The organism is Microbacterium sp. F1-18 (assembly GCF_052921305.1).
In genome coordinates this window covers 53,583-79,996 of the sequence record NZ_JBREVD010000002.1, presented here as the reverse complement: position 1 = coordinate 79,996, position 26,414 = coordinate 53,583, and the positions used below count along the sequence as shown (strand labels likewise).

At 69.8% G+C, this 26,414-nt stretch carries 23 protein-coding genes and 1 tRNA gene; 7 read left to right on the top strand and 17 right to left on the bottom strand.

Features of this window, described 5'->3' with window-relative positions:
- Positions 1-62 precede the first annotated feature (62 nt).
- The gene (locus tag ACU6RU_RS04560; protein WP_446726023.1) at positions 63-1,076 is read right to left on the bottom strand and encodes a magnesium and cobalt transport protein CorA; all 1,014 of its coding nucleotides are present in this window, start codon (positions 1,074-1,076) and stop codon (positions 63-65) included.
- Positions 1,077-1,164: 88 nt separating this feature from the next.
- On the opposite strand from ACU6RU_RS04560, the gene ACU6RU_RS04555 reads away from it, so the two are divergent.
- From ACU6RU_RS04555 to ACU6RU_RS04540, 4 genes are all read left to right on the top strand, one after another.
- Complete coding sequence (locus tag ACU6RU_RS04555; RefSeq protein WP_446726022.1) at positions 1,165-1,896, top strand: response regulator transcription factor; 732 nt, start codon at positions 1,165-1,167, stop codon at positions 1,894-1,896.
- Entirely contained in the window at positions 1,893-3,485 is a 1,593-nt protein-coding gene (locus ACU6RU_RS04550) for a sensor histidine kinase (protein WP_353105703.1), read from the top strand. Before ACU6RU_RS04555 ends, ACU6RU_RS04550 begins: the two co-directional genes overlap by 4 nt.
- Complete coding sequence (locus tag ACU6RU_RS04545) at positions 3,482-3,919, top strand: hypothetical protein (protein ID WP_289329678.1); 438 nt, start codon at positions 3,482-3,484, stop codon at positions 3,917-3,919. Before ACU6RU_RS04550 ends, ACU6RU_RS04545 begins: the two co-directional genes overlap by 4 nt.
- A gap of 164 nt (positions 3,920-4,083) precedes the next feature.
- Positions 4,084-5,502: an HNH endonuclease gene (locus ACU6RU_RS04540; protein WP_446726021.1), complete on the top strand. Its 1,419-nt coding sequence runs from the start codon at positions 4,084-4,086 to the stop codon at positions 5,500-5,502.
- A 276-nt stretch (positions 5,503-5,778) separates the two neighbouring features.
- On the opposite strand, the gene ACU6RU_RS04535 is transcribed toward ACU6RU_RS04540, so the two are convergent.
- The 7 genes from ACU6RU_RS04535 to ACU6RU_RS04505 form a co-directional block, all read right to left on the bottom strand.
- On the bottom strand, positions 5,779-7,326 hold the full coding sequence (locus tag ACU6RU_RS04535; RefSeq protein WP_446726020.1) for an FAD-dependent oxidoreductase: 1,548 nt from the start codon (positions 7,324-7,326) through the stop codon (positions 5,779-5,781).
- A complete protein-coding gene (locus tag ACU6RU_RS04530) occupies positions 7,323-8,195 on the bottom strand; it encodes an FAD:protein FMN transferase (protein WP_446726019.1) in 873 nt (290 codons plus the stop codon). Before ACU6RU_RS04530 ends, ACU6RU_RS04535 begins: the two co-directional genes overlap by 4 nt.
- Complete coding sequence (locus tag ACU6RU_RS04525; RefSeq protein WP_120262415.1) at positions 8,192-8,677, bottom strand: FMN-binding protein; 486 nt, start codon at positions 8,675-8,677, stop codon at positions 8,192-8,194. The genes ACU6RU_RS04530 and ACU6RU_RS04525 overlap by 4 nt, the downstream gene beginning before the upstream one ends.
- A gap of 88 nt (positions 8,678-8,765) precedes the next feature.
- Complete coding sequence (locus tag ACU6RU_RS04520; RefSeq protein WP_446726018.1) at positions 8,766-11,474, bottom strand: HAD-IC family P-type ATPase; 2,709 nt, start codon at positions 11,472-11,474, stop codon at positions 8,766-8,768.
- 246 nt (positions 11,475-11,720) lie between these two features.
- Positions 11,721-12,755, bottom strand: a complete 1,035-nt coding sequence (locus tag ACU6RU_RS04515; RefSeq protein ID WP_120262413.1) for a ribose-phosphate diphosphokinase — start codon at positions 12,753-12,755, stop codon at positions 11,721-11,723.
- Complete coding sequence (glmU, locus tag ACU6RU_RS04510; protein ID WP_289329685.1) at positions 12,730-14,202, bottom strand: bifunctional UDP-N-acetylglucosamine diphosphorylase/glucosamine-1-phosphate N-acetyltransferase GlmU; 1,473 nt, start codon at positions 14,200-14,202, stop codon at positions 12,730-12,732. Before glmU ends, ACU6RU_RS04515 begins: the two co-directional genes overlap by 26 nt.
- A 1-nt stretch (position 14,203) precedes the next feature.
- Positions 14,204-14,275, bottom strand: a tRNA-Gln gene (locus tag ACU6RU_RS04505).
- A gap of 100 nt (positions 14,276-14,375) precedes the next feature.
- Between ACU6RU_RS04505 and ACU6RU_RS04500 the strand changes: the two genes are divergently transcribed.
- Positions 14,376-14,894 carry a MarR family winged helix-turn-helix transcriptional regulator gene (locus ACU6RU_RS04500; protein ID WP_289329686.1) on the top strand — a complete coding sequence of 173 codons (519 nt, stop codon included), beginning with the start codon at positions 14,376-14,378 and terminating at the stop codon, positions 14,892-14,894.
- Positions 14,895-14,953: 59 nt separating this feature from the next.
- On the top strand, positions 14,954-16,771 hold the full coding sequence (locus tag ACU6RU_RS04495; RefSeq protein ID WP_289329687.1) for an ABC-F family ATP-binding cassette domain-containing protein: 1,818 nt from the start codon (positions 14,954-14,956) through the stop codon (positions 16,769-16,771).
- A gap of 60 nt (positions 16,772-16,831) precedes the next feature.
- Here the strand turns inward: ACU6RU_RS04495 and ACU6RU_RS04490 are convergent, their stop codons facing one another.
- From ACU6RU_RS04490 to ACU6RU_RS04455, 8 genes are all read right to left on the bottom strand, one after another.
- On the bottom strand, positions 16,832-17,749 hold the full coding sequence (locus ACU6RU_RS04490) for an ABC transporter substrate-binding protein (protein WP_289329688.1): 918 nt from the start codon (positions 17,747-17,749) through the stop codon (positions 16,832-16,834).
- Positions 17,750-17,803: 54 nt separating this feature from the next.
- Positions 17,804-18,517, bottom strand: a complete 714-nt coding sequence (locus ACU6RU_RS04485; RefSeq protein ID WP_289329689.1) for an ABC transporter permease — start codon at positions 18,515-18,517, stop codon at positions 17,804-17,806.
- The gene (locus ACU6RU_RS04480; protein ID WP_289329690.1) at positions 18,514-19,197 is read right to left on the bottom strand and encodes an ABC transporter permease; all 684 of its coding nucleotides are present in this window, start codon (positions 19,195-19,197) and stop codon (positions 18,514-18,516) included. The genes ACU6RU_RS04485 and ACU6RU_RS04480 overlap by 4 nt, the downstream gene beginning before the upstream one ends.
- Position 19,198: 1 nt before the next feature.
- Positions 19,199-20,020: an ABC transporter ATP-binding protein gene (locus tag ACU6RU_RS04475; RefSeq protein ID WP_120262406.1), complete on the bottom strand. Its 822-nt coding sequence runs from the start codon at positions 20,018-20,020 to the stop codon at positions 19,199-19,201.
- Positions 20,021-20,024: 4 nt separating this feature from the next.
- Positions 20,025-20,315 (bottom strand): DUF427 domain-containing protein, encoded by a 291-nt coding sequence (locus ACU6RU_RS04470; protein ID WP_120262405.1) that lies wholly within the window; start codon positions 20,313-20,315, stop codon positions 20,025-20,027.
- 126 nt (positions 20,316-20,441) lie between these two features.
- Complete coding sequence (locus ACU6RU_RS04465) at positions 20,442-21,767, bottom strand: GNAT family N-acetyltransferase (RefSeq protein WP_446726017.1); 1,326 nt, start codon at positions 21,765-21,767, stop codon at positions 20,442-20,444.
- Positions 21,764-22,705, bottom strand: coding sequence for a 4-(cytidine 5'-diphospho)-2-C-methyl-D-erythritol kinase (locus ACU6RU_RS04460; RefSeq protein WP_446726016.1), 942 nt, complete (start codon positions 22,703-22,705; stop codon positions 21,764-21,766). Before ACU6RU_RS04460 ends, ACU6RU_RS04465 begins: the two co-directional genes overlap by 4 nt.
- Positions 22,702-23,772 carry an aldo/keto reductase gene (locus ACU6RU_RS04455; RefSeq protein WP_446726015.1) on the bottom strand — a complete coding sequence of 357 codons (1,071 nt, stop codon included), beginning with the start codon at positions 23,770-23,772 and terminating at the stop codon, positions 22,702-22,704. Before ACU6RU_RS04455 ends, ACU6RU_RS04460 begins: the two co-directional genes overlap by 4 nt.
- A 132-nt stretch (positions 23,773-23,904) precedes the next feature.
- Between ACU6RU_RS04455 and ACU6RU_RS04450 the strand changes: the two genes are divergently transcribed.
- Entirely contained in the window at positions 23,905-25,494 is a 1,590-nt protein-coding gene (locus tag ACU6RU_RS04450; RefSeq protein ID WP_446726306.1) for a stealth conserved region 3 domain-containing protein, read from the top strand.
- Here the strand turns inward: ACU6RU_RS04450 and ACU6RU_RS04445 are convergent.
- Complete coding sequence (locus tag ACU6RU_RS04445; RefSeq protein ID WP_289329693.1) at positions 25,439-26,359, bottom strand: phosphodiesterase; 921 nt, start codon at positions 26,357-26,359, stop codon at positions 25,439-25,441. The two genes, ACU6RU_RS04450 and ACU6RU_RS04445, sit on opposite strands and share 56 nt — an antisense overlap.
- Positions 26,360-26,414: the final 55 nt, after the last annotated feature.

Below are 26,414 nucleotides of genomic sequence, written 5' to 3'. Positions count from 1 at the left end.
ATCGGGCCCCGGCGAGCATCGCTCCGCCGGGGCCTTCGTCGTCGGAACGCGCGCGACCGGGATCAGAGCCAGTCGTTGTGCTTGAAGATCCCGTAGAGGCCGGCGCTCAGAAGCACCATCAGCCCGAGCGCCATCGGGTAGCCCCACGGCTGCGCGAGCTCGGGCATGAACGTGAAGTTCATGCCGTAGACGCTCGCGACGAAAGTGGGGGCGAACCCGATGGCCGCCCACGATGAGATCTTCTTGACCTGCTCGTTCTGACGTACCTGGACGACGGTGAGGTCTGCCATCTTCTCGTCGAGACGCTGGTTGACGAGCGTCGCGTGGATCGTCAGGGCATCGTCGAGCGTGTGCCGCATCGACTGCACGCGCTCCGCGACGTACTGGGCGCGCCCGCGCACGTCATCCCATCCCGCTGGCTCCGCCCCCGCCGCCGCGTCGGTGAGCGTCGTGCCCAGTCGGGTCAGCACGTCGGGCAGCGGCGACGTGGCGTGGGCCAGGTCGATCACCTCTCGCTGCAGGTCGAAGATGCGCCGCGAGACGTCCGGGCCGTCGCCGAAGAGCTGGTCCTCGATCTCGTCGATGTCGTTCTCGACGCCGTCGAGCACCGCGCGATATCCGGTCGTCACGAGTTCGGCGAGCACCCACATGACCGATCCCGGTCCGCGGCGCAGGAGCTGCGGATGCGATTGGAGCCGGCCGCGGAGCTCGTCGAGGTCGATCCGATCCGACCGCGTGACCGTCACGATGAGATGGGGCGCGAGGAAGACGTCGATCTCGTCGCAGCGGACCGTCTCGGAGGCGTCGTCGTAATGCGCGGGCTGCAGGACGACGAACGCATGATCGCCGTACCGTTCGAAGATCGACCGCTGGTGCGGCCGCAGTGCCTCCTTCACCGCTATGGGGGACATCCCCAGCTCGGCCGCGCGGGTCTGGATCTCGGCGTCGTCGACGTCGATCAGCGCGATCCAGGCGAAGCCCGCGCGCTCGCGCGCGAGTGCGGCCGCCTCATCGGGCGGGAGGTCGTCGCGCACGACGGAGCCGTCGACGTAAACCGCCGTCTCAACGTTCGTCATGACGTCACCGTATGCCACCGCGCATGCTCACAGCGCAGACATAGCATCGTCCATAGCTTCTCCATAGAGAACACCTGACAATGGCATCATGACCACCCCAACACCCGCCACACTGCAGCGTCCCGACGGCTCCCCGCTGCGCGTCCTCGTCGTCGACGACGAACAGATGCTCACCGACCTGCTCTCGATGGCGCTCAAGATGGAAGGCTGGGAGGTCCGCTCCGCGGCATCCGGATTCGAAGCGCTCTCGCTCGCACGCGAGTTCGAGCCCGACGCGATGGTGCTCGACATCATGATGCCCGACCTCGACGGGATGTCGGTGCTGCAACGGCTCCGCCAGTCCGGTGACGACGTTCCCGTGCTGTTCCTCACCGCGAAAGACTCCGTGGGCGACCGGGTCGCCGGGCTGACGGCAGGCGGCGACGACTACGTCACCAAGCCGTTCAGCCTCGAAGAGGTCGTGGCACGGCTGCGCGGCCTCATGCGGCGCGCGGGCACGGCGACCGCGGGCGGTGTCGACCCGGTGCTCCGCGTCGGCGACCTCACCCTCAACGAGGATTCGCACGAGATCGAGCGGGCCGGGACCAGCATCGAGCTCACCGCGACCGAGTTCGAGCTGCTGCGCTACCTCATGCGCAACCAGCGCCGCGTCGTCTCGAAGGCGCAGATCCTCGACCGCGTGTGGAACTACGACTTCGGCGGCCGTTCCTCCGTGGTCGAGTTGTACATCTCGTACCTGCGCAAGAAGATCGATGCCGGTCGCGAGCCGCTCATCCACACCGTCCGAGGCGTGGGCTACATGATCAAAGCGCCGCAGTGACCTCCGCCCCCGACCGCAACGCGGTGCGCGAGCGTACGGACCGTCGGCCGCGCAAGCGGTGGACGCTGCAGACCCGGTTGATGCTGACCGTGGTCGGCGTCGTCGCGCTGACGCTGATCTCGAGCGCGGTCGGTCTCGCCACGACGATCGGGACGGTGCTGGTCTCAACCGTCACCACCAACGCCGAATCGCTCACGCGCGGACTCAAACTCTTCGACAGCAGCGGGTACGTCGTGCGTGTGCGTTCCGCAGAGGAGACGATCGCCGGCACGACGGGTCTCCCTTACGGATACACACTGCTGGTGCAGGACCCGCGCGGTCCGATCACTGGTGCGACCTTCGACGGCGACGAGGGAGTGCGCGACCTCACCGCCGCGGAGCTGAACGATCTCGCTTCGACAGACCTCAGCGCCCTTCCGGCGACGATCGAGATCGGCGACCTCGGCGCGTTCCGCGTCGTGTCATTCACAGCCGGCGACATCACCGGGCTGGGCGCTCTTCCGCTCGCTCAGGTCGACGGGACTGTCGCAACCGTCGTCACCACGATCACGATCGTGACCGTCGGTGGCCTTCTCCTCCTCAGCGCGGCGATCGCGGTTGTCATTCAGCGCTCGCTCCGGCCGTTGCGCGTCGTCGCTGACACCGCGACCCGGGTCGCGTCGCTCCCCCTTGCGCAGGGAGCCGTCTCCATCAGCGAGCGCGTACCCGAGGAGGAGACCGACGACCACGATGAGATCGGCCGCGTCGGAGCAGCACTGAACACCCTCCTCGATCATGTCGATGCGTCCCTCGTCGCCCGCCAGCGCAACGAAGAGCGCATGCGATCGTTCGTCGCCGACGCGAGTCATGAGCTTCGCACGCCCCTCGCCTCGATCCGTGGATACTCCGAGCTCTCGCTCCGCGCGATGCGTCAAGGTGTGCCGGGCGTCGAAGAGACCACGACCGCCGCGCTCGAACGCATCCAGGCGCAGTCGCTGCGCATGACGAGCCTCGTCGAGGATCTGCTCCTTCTCGCTCGGCTCGACGAAGGACAGGAGCTCGTCTACGGAACGGTCGACCTCACGGCCCTCGCCATCGACGCGGTGGCCGACGCCCGAGCGGCAGGCCAGGATCACGAGTGGCGCCTGGATGTCGGCGATGAACCGGTCGTCGTCGCGGCGGACGCCACCCGCATCACGCAGGTCGTCGCGAATCTCCTCGCCAATGCGCGCGTCCACACCCCAGCCGGCACCACCGTCACCACGGCAGTGCGCGTCACCGACGGTACGGCGGTCCTCTCGGTGCACGACGACGGCCCCGGCATCGACCCCGCCGTCGCCGATCACATCTTCGAGCGTTTCTCGCGCGGCGACAGCTCGCGGGCACGCCAAACCGGCGGCACAGGCCTCGGCCTCTCGATCGCCCGCGCCATCGTGGCGGCACACGGCGGATCACTCACGGTGCAGAGCGAGCCCGGCTCGACCACGTTCGAGCTCCGGCTGACCGCGCGACCGTCTGATCCTGGGACGGGCGCGGGGGCAGGCGCGGACGGTGAGGCGGGGGCGGGCGCCGCTCCTGCCGGTGATCCCGATGGCGAGGGGTCGCGATGACGCATACCGAAACGCGGGTCGTGGCGATCCGGCACGGTCGCGTTCAACCGTCCGGCTCGTGGGTGTACGTGTGGCTCGACATCGAGACGGGCGACATCGCGTACGTCGGGGCCACCGCGTACGAGCCGGCGCTGCGTGCGCACCTGCACCTCGAGAACGACGATCCGCAGCTCGGGCGCGTGCGCGCCACGGTGGACAGGTACGCCGAGCGCGACTTCGACGTTCTGGTGTTCGAGGTGCCCGCCGATGTCGATCGAGGCGTCGCGAAGCGGCACCTGGAGGCGCGCCTGCGCTCGGGGGTGGCCGCGGGGCGACCTGCGGGGGCGGATGTGACGCCGACGGATGGTCTCGAGGCTGAGGTGCGGTCCGTGTGCAACTTCAGCGATGACGTCGTTCGCATCATCGCGCAGCGGCGGGCTGCCCACCGCCCGTAGCGTCGGGGGCGGGAGACGCGGTCTCAACTCGTGAGGGCGCTCGTTCTCAGGGCTGTGCCGATGAGCTGGCCCGGCGGTTCCTCCCCACACGGTGGCCTGGGCGAGTTTCATGCTTCGCATCTTTGTTCGATGTGGATGTCGGACCCGGCTGGCACAATGGGAACATGGCAGCGAATGCAGGTGGTGGGCCGGGTGGGGGCGTCGTCTCGCCGCACGCCCGAGCGATCGCGGCGTACACCGAGACGTTGGCGCTGGTGCATCACGCGGATGTCGCGTCGGTGCGGGCTCTCGCCGAGCTGGGGCGGTCGGCGCTTCGCGAGGCGCGCCGTGACGGGGTGCGCGGGATGGCGTCGGACATGGAGCTGCGGTCGGTCGCGGCCGAAGCCGCGGGGTTGGCGCGGCGCAGCGACCGGCGACTGCAGGCCGACATCGACCACGCGTTGACGATCGTCGATGACTACCCGGCCGTGTTCGCGGCATGGGAGCAACGGCGAATCACCCGCGACCACGTCAACGTGGTCGTGAAAGCGGGAACCGGGCTGCCGGGCGAGGTGCGGGGCGAGTTCGAGGCCGCCGCGATCGCCGTCTGCGAGCAGGACATCGCCACCCGGGTCACACCCGCCCTGCGAGCCCTGGCAGAACGGCTCCACGACCGCACATTCACCGACCGGCACCGAGAAGCCGCCGCGGGGCGGTGCGTAAGGGTCCTGCACGGGGCCGACGGAATGTCCGATGTCATCGCAACCGTACCGACCGTGATCGCGGTGGGGATGCTCGACCGGCTCACCCAGATGGGACAAGCCGTCAAAGACGCCCGGGACGTGGGTGGTCGCGGTGATGCGGTGGAGGCCGATGCTGCCGCGGCCGGTGCTGCGGGCGTGGATGCCGCAGGCGTCGCGCGATCGGGCGCGGGGGCTGATGCTGCACCTGACGCCCGGACGATGGATCAGCTGCGTGCTGACATCCTCAGCGACCTCGTCCTCGGCGGCGCGCCCGTGGTCGACCCGACCTACGGGGCCGACCGGACCGGCGGGCTCGGCGCGATCCGCGCACGCGTGCAGGTCACCCTCACCGCGGAGACCCTGGTGGGCCGTGACGAGCACCCCGCCGACGCGGTCGGTGCCGGACCGATCGACGCCGACACGGCGCGTGAGCTCGCCGGACAGGTCTCCGAGTGGGACCGGCTCTTCATCGACCCGGTCACCCGCACCCCGGTCGAGATCGACACCTACCGACCCACCCTGGCGATGAAGAAACTCCTCACCGCCCGCGACCAGCACTGCCGGTTCCCCGGATGCCGCAGGGCCGCGATCAGGTGCGAACTCGACCACACCATCGACTACGCCCTCGGCGGCCACACCCACCTCCACAACCTCGCCCACCTCTGCCAGAGACACCACTCCATGAAGCAATTCACCCGGTGGGAAGTGCGGCAGCTCGGCGGCGGAGTCCTGGAATGGACCTCACCCCTCGGACGGATCTACCGCGAAGACATACCCGTGCCCGCCGTCTGCTTCACCACCGACACGACCGACACGACCGACACGGCCGACCCGCCACCGGGCGAACCGCCACCCTTCTGATTCCCGCCCGCCCCGCGCTCGGCGTGGGCTGGTGCTCGCTCGCTCGCTCGCCCGCGCGCTCGCCCGCACGCCCGCACGCATGAAGACGAGATGCGCGGGATGAAATCGATCACGCAACGCCTATCAGCCCGAGCCGCTTTCGCACGGGAAGCCGGAGTGTTACGCAACGAGAACTGCCCGTGCCAACCCGAGCGTCGGCACTGACACAGCACCTCACCACCGCACGTCGACGCCGCGCCTCGGCCGTCAGTCGACGACCCGCAGCGAGGGACCGTCTCAGTATCCGGCGAAGGCGTCGGTCGTGAGCGATCGGGCCTTCGACAGCGCGGGAGCCAGTTCGGCGATGAGCCGAGGCGGGCCGGAGATGAAGGCATGCCGATCGCCGAGATCCGGGACGAGACCGGCCAGCGAGGCGGCGCTCAGCCGCTCTCCCCCGGTCCAGCGCCAATGATCCGGAAGGTTCCGAGGCTCATCACGCGTCACCACCATCACCGGGATGCCCGCAGCAATGATGTCGTCGCGGAATGCCAGCTCCTCGGCATCCGATGCGACGTAGATCATGACGACGTCGCGACGCTCTCCAGCCAGGCGCATCTCACGCAGCTGCGACACGAAGGGCGTCACGCCGATCCCCGCGGCCACCAGCACGACCTTCGCGTCCGTCCGCGCCGGCAGCACGAAGTCGCCCCAGACACCCGTGACAGGAAGATCCCGGCCGGGCTCCACGACCGCGAGGGCCTTCTTGTAGCTCGACTGAGAACCCTCACGGATCGCGATCCGAACCTCCGGCAGCTCCGCAGGCGCCGAGACGATCGAGAACTCTCGCCGTGTGCCCCGCGCATCTGGTCGGCGGTGCGGGACCTCGAGCTCGAGGTACTGTCCCGGGCGGAATCGGAAGCCGCGATGAGCCCGGAACGTGAGCTCGCGAACCGACGGCGTCAGCGCCCTGCGCTCCACGAAGGTCAACCGCACCGCGGCGCGGTAGGCGAAGAAGAAGGCGAGCAGGTTGCCGATCAGCAGCGCGCGCTCCTGCCCGAGACTCACGTCGCCGATCAGGATGGGCCACCCGGCAAGAGCCCCCACGAGCGCGGCGACCGCGTACTGCTGCCGCCGACGGGGCGGGAGCGTCAACGGCTCCGACAGCATGAACGCGCCGAGGAAGAGGAACGGCGACGACCACAGCACCTGCCCGATGACCGTCGCATCGACCGGGAGCGAGACCTGCGCATACTGCACGATCGTGCGCACGAACGCGACAGCGACCGCGACGACGAGGAAGACGGCCACGACCCGCACCTTCTCGGTCCGCACCACCACGAGGCCGCCGAGCACGACGACCGGCACCGCCAGAACGGGCGTGCCGACCCACCAGGCCGAGGCTCCCAGGTCGGGGAACGGGATACTCAGCACGGTGAGCACCGTCGCACCGGCGGCGGCCGGGTTGAAGATGTGACGACCGCGCCACGCGAGCAGGTACTTCGATGCCGAGGCGACCGCTCCGGCGATCGCGAGCCCGGCCAGTCCCGCCGGCTCGAGCGTCGGTCGCAGAACGAAGAGCAGGATCAGAGCGGTGATGACCGCCGACTCGATGCGCCATGTACGGCCGAGCAGGCGCTGCGCCACGGCATCCACGACGGTGATCGCGGCGGCCAGCACAACGAGCGAGACCGGCAGGGCGAGCGGATCACCCGCGATCTGCCCCGCCAGTGTCAACACGAACGCGATGACCGCGAGCACCGAGAGCGCGACGAGCACGAACCGGTACATCGACACGCGGCCGAGTGCACCGACAGCTCGGTTCCGAAGGGCCGTCAGGGATGTCATACGAACAACTCCGCTTCGCAGTGAGGTGACCATTCGACGGCCCCGTCGGTGCGCATCCGCACCCACGACGCTCTGCTGCGCTCCGCGAATCGCGGACCGCCGTCGAAGAAGAGGGCTGTGGCGACGGCATCCGCCGTCATCGCGTCGGCGGCGACCGCCCACGTCGCCGCATACGCCCGCACCGGCTCACCCGTGCGGGCGTCGAGCACGTGGTGCAGACCGTCGCCCCACGCACGGCGGTTGGTCGCCGACGCGCACAGCGCCCCGGCATCCAGAGCCCACACCCCCACCGCCCGAGAATCGTCGTAGGGGTGCTCGAGGGCGACGCGCTGACGCACCCCGTCGACCGCCAGGTCGCCGCTCGCATCGACGACGAGCCAGCCGGCCGTCCGCTGTCGCAGCTCCGCCAGCACGAGATCGACGAGGCGGCCTTTGCCCACCGCGCCCACATCGACCGTCGCCGGGCGATGAAGCGTGAGTCGGTCATCGGAGAGCTCGACGACATCGCGCCACTGCGCCACCGCGGCGGAGGCACCGCCGTCGCGCATCGAGTACGACGCGTCGTAGCCGCGCCGCGCGAGCACGTCACCGACGAGGGGGTTCACCGCACCGTCCGTGGCATCGGCCAACGCGCCGTAGAGCGCGAGCATGTCCACCGCGTCGGGCGGCGCGACCACCGACCCGCCCGCGGCCAGTCGGCTCACGGTCGAGTCGTCGCGGAACCGCGACCAGTCACGGTCGAACGCATCGACCACCGACATGACCGCCGCGCGCTCGGCATCGCCCAGGGGCGCTTCGCTCTCGATGCACCACACGGTCCCGATGGCGTCGAACTCCCACCGTCCGGAGCCGGCAGCCGCGGCCATCATGCTGCCGCGTCGGTGCGGATCTCCTCGACCGCCGCGTTGAAGCCACCGCTTGTGAGGGACGAGCCCGCGACCCGGTCGACCTTCACCTCGTCGAGGCTCTTGCCGACGACGGCATCCGAGATGCCGCCGATGAACTGCGACTGGTACTGCTTGCTCTCACGGCGGGTCGGCTCACCTGTGACCTCCACCGCGGTCACGGCGTCGGACGCGATCGTCAGCTGTACGGTGATCGTCTCGGGGCCCTCCGGGGTCTGGTATGTGCCCTCGGCGGTGTATGTGCCGTCGGTGTAGGTTCCGCCGGTCGAGCCCGCCGAACCGGTCGAGCCCGCCGCGGGCGTCGCGTCGGACGAGGGCGCTCCACCCGAACCGGGCTGTTCGGCATCGGCCTGACCCGCGCACCCGGCGAGAAGGGCGAGGCCGGCGACGGATGCCGCGGCGGCGGTCACACGGAGCGAACGGGGTACGGCAGTGGCTCGGATCATGGGGGGTCCTCCTGTGTCGTGCCCCTCCGGGGGGAGGCGGGCTGATCTCACGCTAGCGGCACGCCGCCATGGGTCCCCTCTGTTATTCCTATGCGTTTGCATCGAGTCGTGCAGGCTCGCGCCAGAGCGCCTTCAGGCCCTCCACCGCGAAGAAGATCGCCACGGCGAAACCGAGCGGCAGCAGCCATGCCTGCACAGACAAGGGACGGGAGTCGAACAGCGTGTTCATGAACGGCACGTACGTGTATACGAGCTGCAACCCGATGAGCGCGGCAGCCGACCACCAGATCACCCGGTTGCCCCGCAGGACATCGCGGTTCACACTCGACCTGGTCAGGAAGCGACAGTTGAGCAGGAACGCCAGCTGCCCCAGGGCGAGGACGGACACCGACACCGTTCGGGCGACGTCGAGATCGGCGCCCGTGGCACGGACGATCGCGAACGCCGCGAGCGTCGCGCCGCCGATCAGCACCGACACCACCAGGACGAACATGAGCTCGCGCAGTGAGATGATCGACCCCCCGCTCGATCGTGGCGGTCGCGACATGATTCCCGGCTCCGCCGGCTCGTACGCGAGCGCGAGCGAGAGGGTCACCGCGGTGACCATGTTGACCCACAGCACCTGCACCGGAGACAGGGGCAGCGCCAATCCGAAGACGACGGCGACGAGGATCACGAGCGACTGCGCACCGTTCGTGGGCAGCAGGAACACGATCGACTTCCGCAGGTTGTCATAGATCCGACGCCCCTCGCGGATAGCCGAACGGATCGTGGCGAAGTTGTCGTCGGCGAGGACGATCTCGGCCGCTTCCTTCGTCGCCTCCGTGCCCTTGATGCCCATCGCGACCCCGACGTCGGCACGGGTGAGGGCGGGAGCGTCGTTGACGCCGTCGCCCGTCATCGCCACGACCTCGCCGTGCGACTGCAGTGCCCGAACGATACGGATCTTGTGCTCCGGGCTCGTCCGCGCGTAGACATCGACGTCGCGGACGACATCCTTCAGCTTCTCCTGGCTGAGCGACTCCAGCTCGCCGCCCGTGAGGACGCGCGGTTCGTCATCCGACACCAGCCCCATCTCACGGCTGATCGCGATGGCGGTTCCCGCGTGGTCACCCGTGATCATCTTCACGCGGATGCCGGCGCGGCGGCAGTCGGCGATCGCCTCGACCGCTTCCGGGCGCGGCGGATCGAGGATGCCCCAGAGACCGAGGAACTCCAACGCCTCGACGTCGTCGAGCCCGATCTCATCGAGGCTCGAGGGCTTACGCGCGGCGGCCAGGACCCGAAGGCCCTCACCGCTCAGCTCGGCGACCGCTGCCTCCCAGAAGTCGCGGTCGAGGTCTTCCGACCCGGCGGCCCCGCGCTGGCGCGTCGAACGGTCGAGCAGCCGGTCGGGGGCGCCCTTGACGAGCAGCGCGCGCGACCCGTCTGCACCCTCGTTCAGGGTCGCCATGAACTTGTTCTCCGAGTCGAACGGCAGGACGTCGACGCGTCGGACGCCGTCGGCCTCGCCGTCGTGTCCGCCCTTCATCGCGACGACACGCAGCGCCCCTTCGGTCGGTTCTCCGACGAGCTTCCAGCCGTCGTCATCCGACACGACGTCGGCGTCATTGCAGAGGTCGGCTACAGCGAGGACGGCCAAAAGATCGCCGCCGGCGCGTCCACCACCGTCGGCGCGCTCGATCTCGCCCTCCGGCGCGTATCCGAGCCCGGAGACGTCGTAGCGGGCGACCGGGGTGACGATCCGCCGCACCGTCATCTCGTTCTTGGTGAGCGTGCCCGTCTTGTCGGAGCACACCGTCGTCACCGATCCCAGCGTCTCGACGGCCGGGAGCTTGCGCGTGATCGCGCGACGCCGCGCCATCTGCTGGACACCGATCGCCAGCGTGATCGTCACAAGCGCCGGAAGCCCCTCCGGAATCGCCGCGACGGCGAAGCCGATCGTCGCCGAGACGAGCTCACCGAACGGCATCCCGTGCACGAACCGGCCGATGAGCATCATCAGGGCGGCCATCCCGAGGATGACGAGCGTCAGGACCCGCCCGAACGCGTCCAGCTGTTTCGTGAGCGGCGTCGTCAAGCTGCCCGCGCCGCCGACCAGTTCCTGGATCTTGCCGATCTCGGTGCGGGCGCCGGTTCCCGTGACGATCCCCCGCCCCTGCCCCGCCGAGACGATCGTGCCCGAAAAGGCCATCGAAGCGCGGTCGCCGACGCCGGCATCCGCGTCGACGGGGTCGGTCTGCTTGGATGACGGCACCGACTCACCGGTCAGCGCCGCCTCGTCGATGCGCAGCTGACTCGCCTGGACGAGGCGGAGGTCTGCCGGAACCTTGTCGCCGGGAGACAGGCGTACGACGTCACCGGGCACGAGATCCGCGGCGGGCAACCGCCGCCACGAGCCGTCGCGACGCACGCTCGCGTCGGACGACAGCATCCCTCGGATGCCCGCCAGGGCCTTCTCGGCCCGCCCCTCCTGCGCGAAGCCGATCACGGCGTTGATGATGGCGACGGCGAGGATGACCCAGACGTCGAGCCAGTCGGCCATCACCGCCTTGATCGCGGCAGCGGCCAGCAGGATGTAGATCAGGGTGTCGTTGAAATGCGAGAGGAACCGCAGCCATGCGGGAGTGCGCTTCGCCTCGGGCAGGACGTTCGGCCCCATCGCGGCGAGGCGCCTCGCCGCGTCGTCCGAACTCAGCCCCTCGGCGCTGGTTCCGAGCGCCGATGCGACCTCGTCGACGGGGCGAGCGTAGGAGCGAGGCGACTCGAGGTCCGCCTCGGAGGTGGGGGCAGCCATGCCGCCGATCCTACGGCGTCGAGCCTCCCGCCACAGTGGCTGTCGCCGTGGAAGACGCGGTGCGTCGGGACCCTGCCGGGGCGCTGCTGCTGTGCCGCCGACAGGCTCGATCAGGCGTGGCCGCTGCTCCCACTGCCCGTGGACGCGATCAGCCTGTGGACGGCACGGCACGGGGTGCCGACGAACGACCGCACGCAGCCCCGGCAGCAACAGCGGGGCGCGGCAGCCGAGCGGATGCGTCCCGGGTCAGGCGGCGCCGTCGAACATGCTGGTGACGGAACCGTCCTCGAAGACCTCCTTGATCGCGCGCGCCAAGAGCGGTGCGATCGGAAGGATGGTGAGGCCGGGGAAGCGCTTGTCGTCGCCGAGCGGGATCGTGTCGGTGACGACCACTTCGTCGATCGCGGCGTCTTGCAGACGGTCGACCGCCGGGTGGCTGAAGATCGCGTGCGTCGCCGCGACGATGACGCGCTCGGCACCATTGTTCTTCAGCGCCTGCGCAGCCTTGACGATGGTGCCGCCGGTGTCGATCATGTCGTCGACAAGCAGGCAGACACGTCCGCGCACGTCACCGACGATCTCGTTGACGGTGACCTGGTTGGCGACGTTCGGGTCGCGACGCTTGTGGATGATCGCGAGCGGTGCGCCCAGGCTGTCCGACCAGGTATCGGCGACCCGGACACGGCCGGTGTCGGGCGAGACCACGGTCAGCTTCGCCCGGTCCTCTGGGCTGAGCGTGCGCTCGAAGTGCTCCAGCAGCACCGGCTTGGCGAAGAGGTGGTCGACGGGACCGTCGAAGAACCCTTGGATCTGCGCGGCGTGCAGGTCGACGCTCATCACACGGTCGGCACCGGCCGTCTTGAACAGGTCTGCGACGAGGCGTGCACTGATCGGCTCGCGACCGCGGCCCTTCTTGTCCTGGCGCGAATACGGGTAATACGGCGCGACGACGGTGATGCGCTTCGCGGATGCGCGCTTGGCGGCGTCCAGCATGATCAGCGTCTCCATGAGCCACTCGTTGACCGGCGGGCCGAACGACTGCACGAGGAAGAAGTCGCACCCGCGGATCGAGACCTCGAAGCGCGTGAGGATCTCACCCGACGCGAAGGTGCGGTGCTCGGTGGGCACGAGCTCGGTGCCGAGCTGCGTCGCCACATCGGCAGACAGCGCGGGGTGCGAGCCACCGGATGCCACGACGAGACGCTTCTTGGTCTTGGCGACCAGTCCCGGGGCGATACCCCGCGAGACGTCGAGGTCAACCGTGTTCTTCTTGCGAGCCATCGTCCGCTTCCTGTGAAGACCGCACGCGTGCCGCTGCTGCGGCGGCTGCAGTACCGGGTCTGTTCTTCTCGACCCACCCTGTGACATTGCGCTGGGGGGCGACGCTGAGCGCGAGAGCACCGGCCGGGACGTCCTTGCGGATGACCGCTCCGGCGCCCGTCTTGGCGCCCTCACCGATCTTAACCGGCGCGACGAAGACGTTGTGCGAGCCGGCGTGGACCTCGTCGCCGATGACGGTGCGGTGCTTGGCGAGGTCGTCGTAGTTCGCGGTGATGGCGCCCGCGCCCAGATTCACGCCGCGGCCGATCTCGGCGTCACCGACGTACGACAGGTGCGGCACCTTGCTGCCTGCACCGATGACGGCGTTCTTCGTCTCGACGAAGGTGCCGATCTTGCCGCGCTCCCCCAGCTGCGTGCCGGGCCGGATGTACGAGAACGGCCCCACGGTCGCACCGGCGCCGATGACGGCGAGGGTCGCATCGCTCCGCGTCACCGAGGCGCCCGCGCCGACCTCGCAGTCGGTCAACGACGTGTCGGGGCCGATCGTGGCCCCTTCCGCGACCACCGTCGCGCGGAGGATGTGGGTGTTCGGAAGCACGGTCACGTCGGGGGCGAGCGTGGCGGTGACGTCGATCCACGTGGTCGCGGGGTCCTGAACCGTCACCCCCTCGAGCTGCCAGCGACGCACCGTGCGCGCGTTCAGCAGGCGTCCGGCCTCGGCGAGCTGCACACGGTCGTTGACGCCGACGATCAGGGTCGGGTCGGCCACGGGCTGCGCCGCGACGGCGAGGGCGTCGGCGCGCAGCATCCCCACGACGTCGGTGAGGTACTTCTCGGCCTGGACGTTGGCCGTGCTGATCCGGCCCAGCCGCTCGCGCAGAGGGCCCGCCTGGAAGGCGTAGACGCCGGCGTTGACCTCGTCGACGGCACGCTCTGCGTCGGTTGCGTCCTTGTGCTCGACGATGCGGTCGACACCGCCCGCGGTGTCACGGACGACGCGGCCGTAGCCCGTGGGATCGGTCAGGCGAGCGCTCAGCATCGTGGCCGCCGCACCCGACGAGCGGTGCGTGCGCAGCAGTTCGCCGAGCGTGGCGTCGTCGAGGAGAGGAACATCGGCACTCAGCACCAGCACGTCGCCCGTGAACTCCGGCAGCTGATCGAGCGCGACCTCGACGGCCCGGCCCGTTCCGGGGATCTCGTCCTGGTCGACGACGACCACCTCGGGCGAGACGCCGAGCACCGCTTCGGCGACGCGATCACGTTCGTGACGGACGACGACGAGCACATGGGCGGGGGCGAGGTCGCGCGCGGTGTCGAGCACGTGGCCGACGAGCGGTCGTCCGCCGATGCGATGCAGCACCTTCGGCAGCGACGACTTCATCCGCGTCCCCTGCCCCGCGGCGAGGATCACGACAGCGAGACGGGGGTCGAGTTGGGTGTCGCTCATGCTCCGCCGCCAGGACTCGAACCTAGACCTCACAGCTCCAAAGGCTGTCGTGCTGCCATTACACCACGGCGGACCGCCGCACCGAGGTGCGGCCCGACAAGTCTGCCAGAGCGCGCGGGGCCGCGCCGCCGCGAACGCCGGTGTCGAGCGCCCCGGTTCGGGATAATGGGGCCATGGCACACGAGACCGACGAGGTGGACCGCATCGTCGGGGCGTGGTCGCTGCAACGTCCCGACCTGGATTTCTCGCCGCTCGAAGTGCTCTCCCGAGTCGACCGACTGTCGCGCCACCTCGACCGCGCGCGCCGCGAGGCTTTCCGCCGCAGCGATCTCGAGCCGTGGGAGTGGGACGTGCTCTCGGCGCTGCGTCGCGCCGGCGAGCCGTACCAGTTGAGCCCCAAGCAGCTGCTCCAGCAGACGTTGGTCTCGAGCGGCACGATGACCAATCGCATCGATCGGCTCGTCGCGCGCCGGCTCGTGCGCCGTGAGTCCGATCCCGGCGACGGTCGCAGCGTCCTCGTGACCCTGACCGATGACGGACGGATCCGTGTGGATGCCGCCATCACGCGCCTCGTCGACGCGGAGGCGGTCCTCCTGGCCGGTCTGTCCAAGAGCGACCGGGATCGACTGGCCTCGCTGCTGCGCAAGCTCTCGCTGGGGTTCGACGGGTCTCCCCCGGCACCGTCCGCCTGATCCTGCCGGGCTCGGCTGACAGCATCCGCCCCGTGGGGGTGGCCTAGCCTGGAAGCAATATGGCGCATCTTCTGGGAGCCGAGGGCCTTCGCCTCGAGTATCCGACCAAAGTGGTGTTCGACGGGGTCTCCCTCGGTGTCGACGAGGGCGACCGCATCGGTATCGTCGGCCGGAACGGCGACGGCAAGTCGAGCCTGCTGCGCATGCTCGCGGGGCTGATCGAGCCCGACTCCGGCCGGGTGACCGTCCGCGGCGGCATCCGGGTCGGCGTGCTGGCGCAGGCCGACGACCTCGACGACGACCTGCGGGTGCGTGACGCCGTGGTCGGCGACCAGGCCGACCACGAGTGGGCGGGCGACGCGCGGGTGCGCGACGTCATCGCGGGCCTGCTCGGCGACCTCGACTGGGAAGGTCCGATCCGCGGGCTCTCGGGCGGTCAGCGCCGCCGCGTCTCGCTGGCGGCGCTCCTCGCGGGCGACCACGACGTCATCTTCCTCGACGAGCCGACGAACCACCTCGACGTCGAGGGAATCTCGTGGCTCGCGGAGCACCTCAAGCGGCGCTGGTCGGCCGGATCGGGTGCACTCCTCGTCGTGACGCACGACCGGTGGTTCCTCGACGAGATCTGCACCGCGACGTGGGAGGTCCACGACCGCATCGTCGAGCCGTTCGACGGCGGGTACGCCGCGTACATCCTGCAGCGCGTCGAGCGCGACCGGCAAGCCGCGACCATCGAGGCCCGGCGGCAGAACCTGGCCCGCAAAGAACTCGCGTGGCTGCGCCGCGGCGCCCCCGCCCGCACCTCGAAGCCCAAGTTCCGCATCGACGCTGCGAACGAACTGATCGCCGACGTCCCCGAGATCCGTGACCGGGTCGCCCTGCAGTCGCTCGCGGTCTCGCGACTGGGCAAGGATGTCGTCGACGTCCTCGACGCGGGCGTCAGTTACGGCGACCGCGTCGTACTGGAGAAGGTCGAATGGCGTGTCGCGCCGGGCGAGCGGACCGGCATCCTCGGCGTGAACGGCGCCGGCAAGTCGACGCTCCTCGGGCTGATCTCCGGCACGGTCGAACCGACGACGGGGCGTGTGAAGCACGGCAAGACAGTGAAGGTCGCGACCCTCTCGCAGCGCATGGGCGAGCTGGACGAGCACCTCGACCAGCCTGTACGCGTCGTCATCTCGAACCTGCGGACCAGCTACACCGTCGGGTCGGGCTCGAAAGCCCAGGATCTGACGCCGGGACAGCTGCTCGAGCGGATGGGGTTCAGCTCAGCGCAGCTGTCGACGCCCGTCAAAGACCTCTCGGGCGGACAGAAGCGGCGGCTTCAGCTGCTGCTCATCCTGCTCGACCAGCCGAACGTGCTGATCCTCGACGAGCCGACGAACGACCTCGACACCGACATGCTCGCGGCCATCGAAGACCTCCTGGACTCGTGGGCCGGAACCCTCATCGTCGTCTCTCACGACCGGTACTTCCTCGAGCGCGTGACCGACCAGCAGTACGCGATCCTCGGTGGCCGGCTGCGACATCTCCCCGGCGGTGTCGACGAGTACCTGCGGCTGCGACGCGAACAGCCCGAGCGCACGGGGGCGAGCTCCGCGGCATCCGTCCCGGCATCGAGCAGCGGACCAGTGAGCCCGTCGACTCCGACGCTCAGCGGCGCAGAGCGGCGAGCTGCCGAGAAGGAGGTCTCGGCTATCGACCGCCGGCTCGAGAAGATCCAGGGCGAGATCGCAGCCGTCGACGCGCAGCTCGCGGAGGCACACGACGACTTCGAACGGATCATGGGCCTGCAGCGCCGGCGCGACGAGCTCGTCGCCGAGACGACGACGCTCGAGGAACGCTGGCTCGAGCTCGGCGAGGCCATCGACGGCTGACCGCCGTCCGCACGACGAAGCCCCCGGCGCTCTCGGCACCGGGGGCTCGATCGTGAGGGATCAGACGAGACCGTTGTCCTCGAGGAACTTCTTGGCGATCGCAGCCGGCTCGAGCTTGTCGACCGTGCTCTGGACGTTGAGCGCGACCAGGGCCTCGGGGGTGAGCTTCGCGCTGACGGCGTTGATGGTGTCCTCGACCTCGCCCGCGAGGTCCTTGTTCACGACCGGGACGACGTTGGAGGCGAGGAAGAGACCCTCGGGGTCTTCGAGCACGACGAGGTCGTCGGTCTGGATGCGGGGGTCGGCCGTGAAGACGTTGGCGACGTTCACGGTGCCGGCGACGAGGTCGTCGACGGTGGTCTCACCGGTGGCCTGGAAGCCGACCTGGATGCCGTAGGTGTCAGCCAGGCCCGTCGGGCCGTAGGGACGCTGCTCGAGCTCGGCGGGACCGCCGAGCGTGAGCGGCTCGGTCACGTTGGCGAGATCGGCGATCGTGGTCAGGTTCCACTGCTCGGCGAATGCCGCGGTCACCGTGTACGAGTCCTGGTCGCTTGCGGTCGCCTGGTCGAGCACCGTGAGGTTCTCGGGCAGAGCGTCGGTGAGGGCGGCGTAGACGTCGTCGGAGGTGCGAGCCGTGGTGTCCTCATCGAAGTACTGCAGCAGGTTGCCGGTGTACTCGGGGAACAGCGTCAGCGAGCCGCTCTCGAGCTCGGGCAGGTACGCCTCGCGCTGGCCGGTCGTGAACTGCCGGTCGACGGTCTTACCGGCGCCCTCGAGAGCCTGAGCGTAGATCTCGGCGATGATCTCGTTGGAGTAATAGTCCTGCGATCCGATGACGATGGTGCCGTCGGCGGGGGCCGCCGACTCTCCGCCGCCGTCCGCGAGCGGGTCGGAGCTGGCGCATCCGGCGAACAGGGTGGTGGCGGCGAGCACGCCGACACCGGCCGTCAACAGGCGGCGGGTGGTGAAGCGAGACATGGGTTCCTCTTTCTGGTGGTGCGACGGTGGGGTGCTGTGGGTCGGGATGGTCGGTCAGGCGGTCGCGGCGACAGGCCGGCGGGTGCGCTGCGGGGCGTCGGCGGCGCGGATGCCCCGCGGCACGCTGAGGCGTTGGAGGAGGGCGAAGACGGCGTCGAGCAGGAGGGCGAGCACCGCGAGCACGAGGGCTGCGCCGAGCACCTGGTCGATGGCACGGAGGTCGATGCCCTGGATGATGCGGAAGCCGAGGCCGCCGAGGTCGGTGTAACCCGCGATCGTCACCGTCGCCACCACCTGGAGCACCGCCGAGCGCAGTCCGCCGATGAGCAGCGACAGGCCGAGCGGCACCTCGACGCGCCAGAGGATCTGCCACTCCGTCATGCCGACGGCCCGTGCCGCGTCGATCGTCCGGCGATCGATCGCCTGCAGCCCGCTGTAGGCGCCCGCGAGCAGCGGCGGGATGGCCAGCACGACGAAGGTGATGAACGCGGCCTCGGTCTTCTGGGTCACCCCGAGCAGCAGGATCAGCAGGATCAGCAGTCCGAACGACGGGATCGCGCGGGCTGCTCCCGACACGGCCACCGCGAACTCGCGCCCCTTGCCGGTGTGCCCGATGGCCCAGCCGATCGGCACCGCGATGACCGCGGCGATCAGCACCGAGACGAAGGTGTAGAACAGCTGCTGGCCGATCAGGAACGGCACCGAGTTGCTGCCGGTGTACTGGGCGGGGTCGAGGACCCAGGCGATGGCGTCGACGAAGACGTTCATGCGGTGGCCTCCCGTCGGCGCCGCGCGCGACGGTCTCGGCGCACCGAGCCCGCGTGGGCCCACGGCATGACGACGCGGCCGATCACCACGAGCAGCGCATCGATGACGAGGGCGATGATCGCGACGGCGACGATGCCCGCGAACACCTCTTCGAGGAGGCGCCGCTGGATGCCGTTGGTGAACAGATAGCCGAGGTTCGTGACGCCGACGAGGATGCCGACCGTGGCAAGCGACACGGTCGAGACGGCCATCACCCGCAGGCCCGCGAGCAGCACGGGGCCGGACAGGGGCAGATCGACGGCCCAGAATCGCCGGAACCCGCCGTATCCCATCGCCGTGGCTGCCTGCCGGACGCCCGGATCCACCGAGTCGAAGCCATCGGCCACCGAGCGGGTCTGGATCGCGATCGCGTAGATCGTCAGCCCGACGATGAGGTTCGTCTCGGTACGGATGCCGTACCCGAGCGCGCTCGGCAGCAGGACGAGCAACGCGAGTGAGGGGATGGTGTACAGCAGGCCGGTCAGGGTGATCACCCACCCGCGCAGCAGACGGTACCGCCACGCCACCCACCCGAGCGGCACGGAGAGCACCAGCCCCAGCACGATGGCGATGACGCTCTGCCGGATGTGGTCGAGGGCGAGCGAGAAGATGAGGTCGAGGTTCGACCAGATCCACGACACGTCAGACGTCACCTTCGACCAGGGCGCCCTGCGTGCGCCCCTCGGAATCGACGAGCACCGCTCCGTTCGCCGTCCGCTCGACATGCAGAGCACGCTTGCCCCGCTCGACTCCGATGAAGCTGGCGACGAACTCGTCGGCAGGGTCGCGAATGATCTCGCTGGGAGAGCCGACCTGCAGCTTGTGCGCGCCGGCGGCGAGGATCACGACCTGGTCGCCGAGGAGGAACGCCTCGTCGATGTCGTGGGTGACGAAGACGACGGTCTTGCCGAGCTCGCGCTGCAGACGCAGCAGCTCCTGCTGCAGCTCGTCTCGCACGATGGGGTCGACGGCGCCGAAGGGCTCGTCCATCAGGAGGATGTTCGGGTCGTTGGCGAGGCCCCGGGCCACGCCCACTCGCTGCTGCTGGCCGCCCGACAGCTGGCTCGGGTAACGATCCGCCATGCGCGTGTCGAGTCCGACCGTCTCCATGAGCTCGAGCGCCCGGCGCCGCGCGTCGCGCCGGCTCGTGCCGGTGAGGACGGGCACGGTGGCGATGTTGTCGGCGACGGTGAAGTGCGGCAGCAGGCCGGAGTTCTGCATGACGTAGCCGATGCGGCGGCGCAGCTGCACCGGGGAGCCGGTCGCGACGCTCTCGCCGTCGATCTCGATGGCGCCGGAGGTCGGCTCGACCATCCGATTGATCATGCGCAGAAGAGTCGTCTTGCCGCATCCGGAAGACCCCACGAAGACGGTCGTCTGATGAGACGGGATGACGAGAGAGAAGTCCTGCACCGCGCGGGTGCCGTCGGGGAACTCTTTGACGACGTCGCGGAACTCGATCACGCGTTCAGCTCTCGATCACGACCGAGCGGTCGAACGCGACGTAGCCCGAGAAGTCGGTGCCGACGCGCTCGATCGCGGTGGGATACGGCGTCGGGTACGACCATGCCTTGTCGGCCGACCCGGCGACGTCGAAGTACTGGGCGTCGCCCTTCCAAGCGCAGGTGTAGGCCGTGTCGCTTTCGGTCAGGACGCCCGGAGCGATGCTCCGAGGCGGGAAGTACCAGTTTCCCTCGATCCGCACGAGATCGCTCTCGTCGGCTTCAGCGACGATCGTGTCGCCCAGTCGTGCACGCATGGCGCCGCCCTCCGTTGTGGTCTCTCACGCTAGCGTTCGGAACCGACACCCGGGCCGTGTTGCGTCATGTCGTGAAATGGACTAAAAAGACGCATCCCGACTCGCGAGAGGGCTCTCCGCGGACGTTCAGTACCAGAGGCCGACGCGGGGAACGACCGTCGACGCGAACATCCGCGAGGCGGCGGCGAGGTCGGTGCCTCGCACCCGCCCGGCCCGCCCGAGCGTCTCGGGCGACACGCCACCGAGATACACGGCCGCGAGCTCGACGACCGACAGTTCGAGCGTCTCGGCCCCGGCGGTGCCTCCGGCGTCGTCGGCATCCGTCGCCGCGGACACCGTGGCGGCGCCGTGGTCATCGACCGTCAGCAGGTAGTCCCCCGCCGCGATCTCGAGCGGATCGCTCACCCGCAGCACCACGCGTCCCGCGGCGCCGTACGTGCGTGCCCGGAGAGCCGCGGGCACGTCCACGATGCGCAGGTACTGGTGGTCGAAGACCGTGACCGACGCGGCACGCCGATCGCCGATCATCCACAGGACCGGCTCGTCCACCGAGCACAGCTCAGCATGGACATGCGCCACGAGATCGAGTTCGAGGAGGAACCGCCACAGCGCGGCGTAGGCGTCGTCGGTCTCGGCGATCAGGATCGTCACCTTCGCCGTGCCCTTGACGATGTCGCGCTCGTGAGGCGCGAGCGTGTAGGTGAGGATGCCGCGTACCTCTCCCGCCGCGTCGCGGTACTGCACGCACCGGATGTCGCCGCCGTCCTTCGCATCGGGGTCGGTGCCGGTGAAGCGGTCGCCGTGCCCCGGCGGCAGGGCGATGTCGCCGGGGGTGCGGCGGCGTGTGCGCTCGTGGAGCGTCGCGACCACGTCGCGCGCGACGGTGCGTTCGACGAAGTCGAGGCGCCCCTCCGGCGTCGGTCCGCTCCAGCGCACGCGGCGCGTGTCGATGTCGAGGATCGCGGCGGATGCCGCCGAAGCGAAGCCGTAGCGGCCGTACAGCGTCGACTCGGTCACCGTGAGCATCGCGACGGGGAGCCCCGCTGCGGCGACCGTGCGGACCTCGCCCTCGAGGAGCGCTCGTGCGATGCCGCGACGCCGGTGCGTCTGCGCGACGGTGACGGCGCTGATCGCACCGGCGGGGATCGTCCCACCCGGCACGGTGAGTTCGGACGCCCACGACGCGACCGTACCGACCGCCACCTCCGGCATCGGTCCGCTCTCGTCGAACACACCGGTCAGCCGCCGATCACTGTTCCTGCCGCGCGCGCCGGCGATCTGCTCGGCCGAGCGCTCGCCGTCCTGGAAGCCGCGCGCGACGGCCTGGATCCAGCCGTCGAACGCCGGCTCGGCGGCCGGCACCGTTCGATAGGTCAGTCCGCGCTGGGCAAGAGCACGGCGGGACGCCTCGTCGACGTCGCGATGCATCAGGGGGTTCGGGGTCTCGGTCATCGGGTCACCACTTTCGCGCCCGTCACCGGGCCGGAGACATGACGGGCACGGTGGCCCATCGCGGACAGGTTCTGCTCGAGAGCGCGCGCAGCCGTGGCATCGGCGGCGAGAAAGGCGAGAGTCGGGCCGGACCCCGACGCGATCCCCGCCAACGCGCCGAGTTCCACGGCGCCATCGAGCAGGTCGCACAGGTCCGGCCGCAGCGCGCACGCCGCTTCCTGCAGATCGTTGCGCAGAGCGCTCGCGAGGAGGTCGGGAGACCCCGAGCGCAGCGCCTGGAGGACGACCGGGTCGACCTCGGGCGGCTCGGGGCGCGGGGCGATGTCGGGCCGCCGGTCGGCTCGCAGCCGGTCGAGCGCTGCGTACACCTCCGGGGTCGAGAGGCCGCCGCCGTCGGCGACCACGACCCAGTCGAAGCGGGCTCGCCCGAGCGCCGGGCTCAAGCGATCGCCGCGCCCCGTGCCCACCGCGCTGCCACCCATGAGCGAGAACGGGACGTCGGCCCCCAGGCGCGCAGCCAGCTCCTGCAGCGCCGGAGACGTGAGCCCGGCGCCCCACAACGCGTCGCAAGCCACGAGGGCCGCCGCGGCATCCGCCGAGCCCCCGCCCATGCCGCCGGCGACCGGTACGGACTTGCAGATGTCCAGATGCACGCCACCCAGATAGCCGACCTCTCGCGCCACCATCCGCGCCGCGCGCAGCGCGAGGTTGCGATCGTCCAGGGGAACGCCGGGCACGGGTTCGCCGGCTTCGTCGACGACGCTCACGGTGAAGTCGTCGGCCGGGGTGGCCACCAGATCCTCGTACAGCGAGACGGCCTGGTACACCGAGGCGACATCGTGGTAACCGTCGTCCTGCACGGCACCCACGTCGAGGAACAGGTTGATCTTGCCGGGCGCCCGCACACGCACGCGGTCGGGAACGGCGCTGAGGCTCACGAGCCGTCCGGCCCGTCCCAGATCGAGCCGATGCGAGCAGCGATGTCGTCGATCCGCCGAAGCTCGTCGTCGGTGAGGTCGGGTCCGTCGAGAGCGGCGAGGTTCTCGTCGAGCTGAGCCGTGCGCGATGCTCCGATCAGGGCGGAGGCGACCACGGGGTCGCGCAGCGTCCAGCGGATGGCGAGCTGCGCGAGGGTCTGCCCGCGCTCGCGGGCGAGGTCGCCCAGCTCCCGCAGACCGGCGAGCGCGGAGGACGACAGCCGCCCGTCGTCGGGCAGCGAGAAGCGCTGCATCGAACGCTCCGACGTGCCGTCATCGAGGTACCGGCCCGTCAGCAGACCCTGCTGGAGGGGCATGAACCCGATGGCTCCCATCCCGTCGCGGCGCAGCTGGTCGGTGAGGCCGTCTTCGATCCAGCGGTTGAGGATGGAGTACGACGGCTGGTGGATCACCAGCGGCGTGCCGAGCTCGCGGGCCACGGCGGCGGCACGGGCGGAGTTCTCGGCCGAGTACGAGGAGATGCCGACGTAGAGCGTCTTGCCCTGCCGCACGAGCGCGTCGAGCGCTCCCACCGTCTCTTCGATCGGGGTCGTGTCGTCCTCACGGTGCGAGTAGAAGATGTCGACGTAGTCGATGCTCATCCGCTTCAGCGACTGCTCGGCGCTCGCGATGAGGTACTTCCGCGACCCGTGGTTGCCGTAGGGACCGTCCCACATGTCGTATCCCGCCTTGGACGAGATGATCAGCTCATCGCGGTAGGGAGCGAAATCCTCGCGCATCATGCGCCCGAAGTTCGTCTCTGCCGAACCGTAGGGCGGTCCGTAGTTGTTCGCGAGGTCGAAGTGGGTGATCCCGCGATCGAACGCATGCCGCAGCACCTCGCGCTGACGGTCGAAGGGGATGTTGTCTCCGAAGTTCCACCAGAGGCCCAGCGAGATCGGCGGCAGGAACAGCCCCGACGAGCCGACCTGGCGATATTCGCTGCTCTCGTAGCGGTCGGGGGCGGCGTTGTAGGGACGGTGCAGGTCTCCGCCGCGCGAAGCGGGGAAGCGGGGCGAGGCGGTCACGATCCGAGCCTATCGACAGCGCAGCCGGCCGCGTCTCGATCTGTGCAGGCTCTCCGAGGTGCGCGGAAACACCGATGTAACGGAGAATGTCTAGTCTGCCTACGAACACACCATTCCCCCGAGGAGGAAACCCTGGCCCTTTCCGCTCTGCCCCGCCGCGAGAACCCCTGGATCGATCTGCCCGCGCGACGCGACGACGTCGTCCTCGACGAGGGCATTCTGCGTCTCGTCCACGACGCCACGACGCCCGATGCCGCCCGCACCGCTGATCTGCTGCTGCTCGCCGACGCGCTCGACGCGGCCGGCATCCGCGCGCTGCTGATCCGTCACGATCTCCATACCCCCGCCCTCGCGGTCGACCTCGCAGACGCGGAGCGCACCGCGACGGCACTGCGCGCGCTCGGTCGGAACGAGCCGCTCTACCTCAAGGCGAAGGGCGCGGCGCCGGTCTTCGCCGCAGATGCGACCATCCCCGCCGCGGCGCCGCACGCCGTCCGCGCCTACCGTCCGCGCGTGAGCGCCACGGGAGGACGTCGATACGACCACGAGTACGGCGTACGGGTGGAGTTCTGGCGCTTCGGGGAGACCTCCGTCGAGGCGCCTCAGGCCAATGCCCTGATGCGTCGCATCACCCCCGCGCAGGACGTCGAGATCGTCACGGCGACGCGATACGGCCGGCAATGGCAGACCGTCGTGGGAATGCTCGACCCTCACCCCCGAGAAGTCACGCACGACATCGACATGGTGTTCTCCTGGGTCGACGGATCGGCCAGCGAGTTCCAACGGCAGCGTGCGGCGCAGCTCTCCGAGTACGTCGTCGGAGAAGGCGACGACGGTCCGGCTCGGTACCGCCACGTCGACGAGCTGCGATACGCGCTGCGAAGCGTCCACATGTACGCCCCCTGGGTCCGCCGCATCTTCATCGCCACCGACTCCCCCGCACCGGCGTGGCTCGCCGAGCACCCCAAGGTGACCATCGTGCGGAGCGAGGAGTTCTTCGCCGACCCCTCGACGCTCCCGACCCACAACTCGCACGCCGTCGAAGCACAGCTGCACCGCATCGACGGCCTCGCCGAGCATTTCCTGTACTCGAACGACGACATGTTCTTCGGCCGCCCGGTGCACCCCGAGCTGTTCTTCTCGCCCGGGGGCATCTCATCGTTCGTCGAGTGCGACGTGCGCATCGGCTCGGGCGACCCGCGCCTCGAACGCTCGGGCCACGACAACGGGTTGCGCGTCAATCGCGCCCTCCTGCAGGAGCGGTTCGGGCGCGTCATCGTGCGCGACCTCGAGCACTGCGCCGCACCGCTGCGCCGGAGCGTCATGAGCGAGCTCGAGCAGACCTTCCCCGAGGACTTCCGGCGCACCGCCGCATCCCGCTTCCGTGCCGCGACGGACATCTCGGTGACCAACTCGCTCTACCACTACTACGCGATGTTCACCGGCCGCGCGCTTCCCACCTCGGTGCCACGCACCCGGTACGTCCAGACGACGCTCGCGCGCTCGCTCGCAGGCATGGAACGTCTCGCGAAGCGTCGCGACATCGACATGTTCTGCCTGAACGACGGCGGCGAGACCGAGGTCCCCGAAGAGATCCGCGTGAGCTCACTGCGCGATGTGCTCGAGCGGATGTTCCCCATCCGCGCGCCGTGGGAGATCCCGGCCGTCAGCGAAGGACAGGTACGGGACGCGTCGGCGGCGCGCTCCGGCGTGAAGCGCTGACGGGAGCGATCCCGGCCTCGGCCAGGCGCCGCTGAGCTTCACCCGCGTCGGTGTACTCCAGCGTCGTCGGCGCGTCGATCGGCACGACCGAGTGGACGACCGTGTCGTCGTAGACGTGCACGAAGTTGAACGACTGGGCGCCGTCCTGCGGCCGGGTGCCGCCCACCGGAACCGTGAGGTCCTGGGCGTAGCAGGTCGATGAGGCCACCGAGACGGGGATGCCGGCGAAGGTCGCGAACGTCGAGTAGTGCAGGTGTCCGGCGATGATGGCGCGCACGTCCGACCCGGCGAGGACCGGGGCGAGCGAACGCTGGTCGCGCAGCTCGACGCTCGCGGCCAGCGGCAGCACGCTCGGCACCGGCGGATGGTGCATCGCGAGGATCGAGCCGAGCGGGGCGGGCGTCGACAGCACCTCCCGCAGCCACGCGAGCTGCGCGGGGCGCACCTCGCCGTGGTGTGCGCCGGGAACACTCGTGTCGAGGGTGATGAGCCGGAGACCGTCGATCTCGTCGACCCGATCGGCGGTCTCGGTGGTGCCGGACTCGCGCCACAGGGTCTCGCGGAACCCCGCACGGTCGTCGTGATTGCCCATCACCCAGAACACCCGGGTGCCGAGACGCTCGGCGAACGGCTCGACCAGGTCGCGCAGTTCGGCGTAAGCGCCGCGCTCGCCGAGGTCGACGAGGTCGCCGGTGAAGACGATCCCGTCAGGACGGAGGGCTGCCGTCTCGATCGCGTCGAGAGCGCGGCGCAGGTGCGCAGCCGCGTCGACGCGGTCGAAGAGTTGCGAGCCGGCGGCTCGCAGGTGGGTGTCGCTCAGGTGCAGCAGCACCCTCTCGGGTGCCGGGTACTCGGCGCTTCGCATCGTCTCTTCCGGGTCGGGTGATGCTCGCCGCGACGCTCGCGGCTCGCCCCGAATG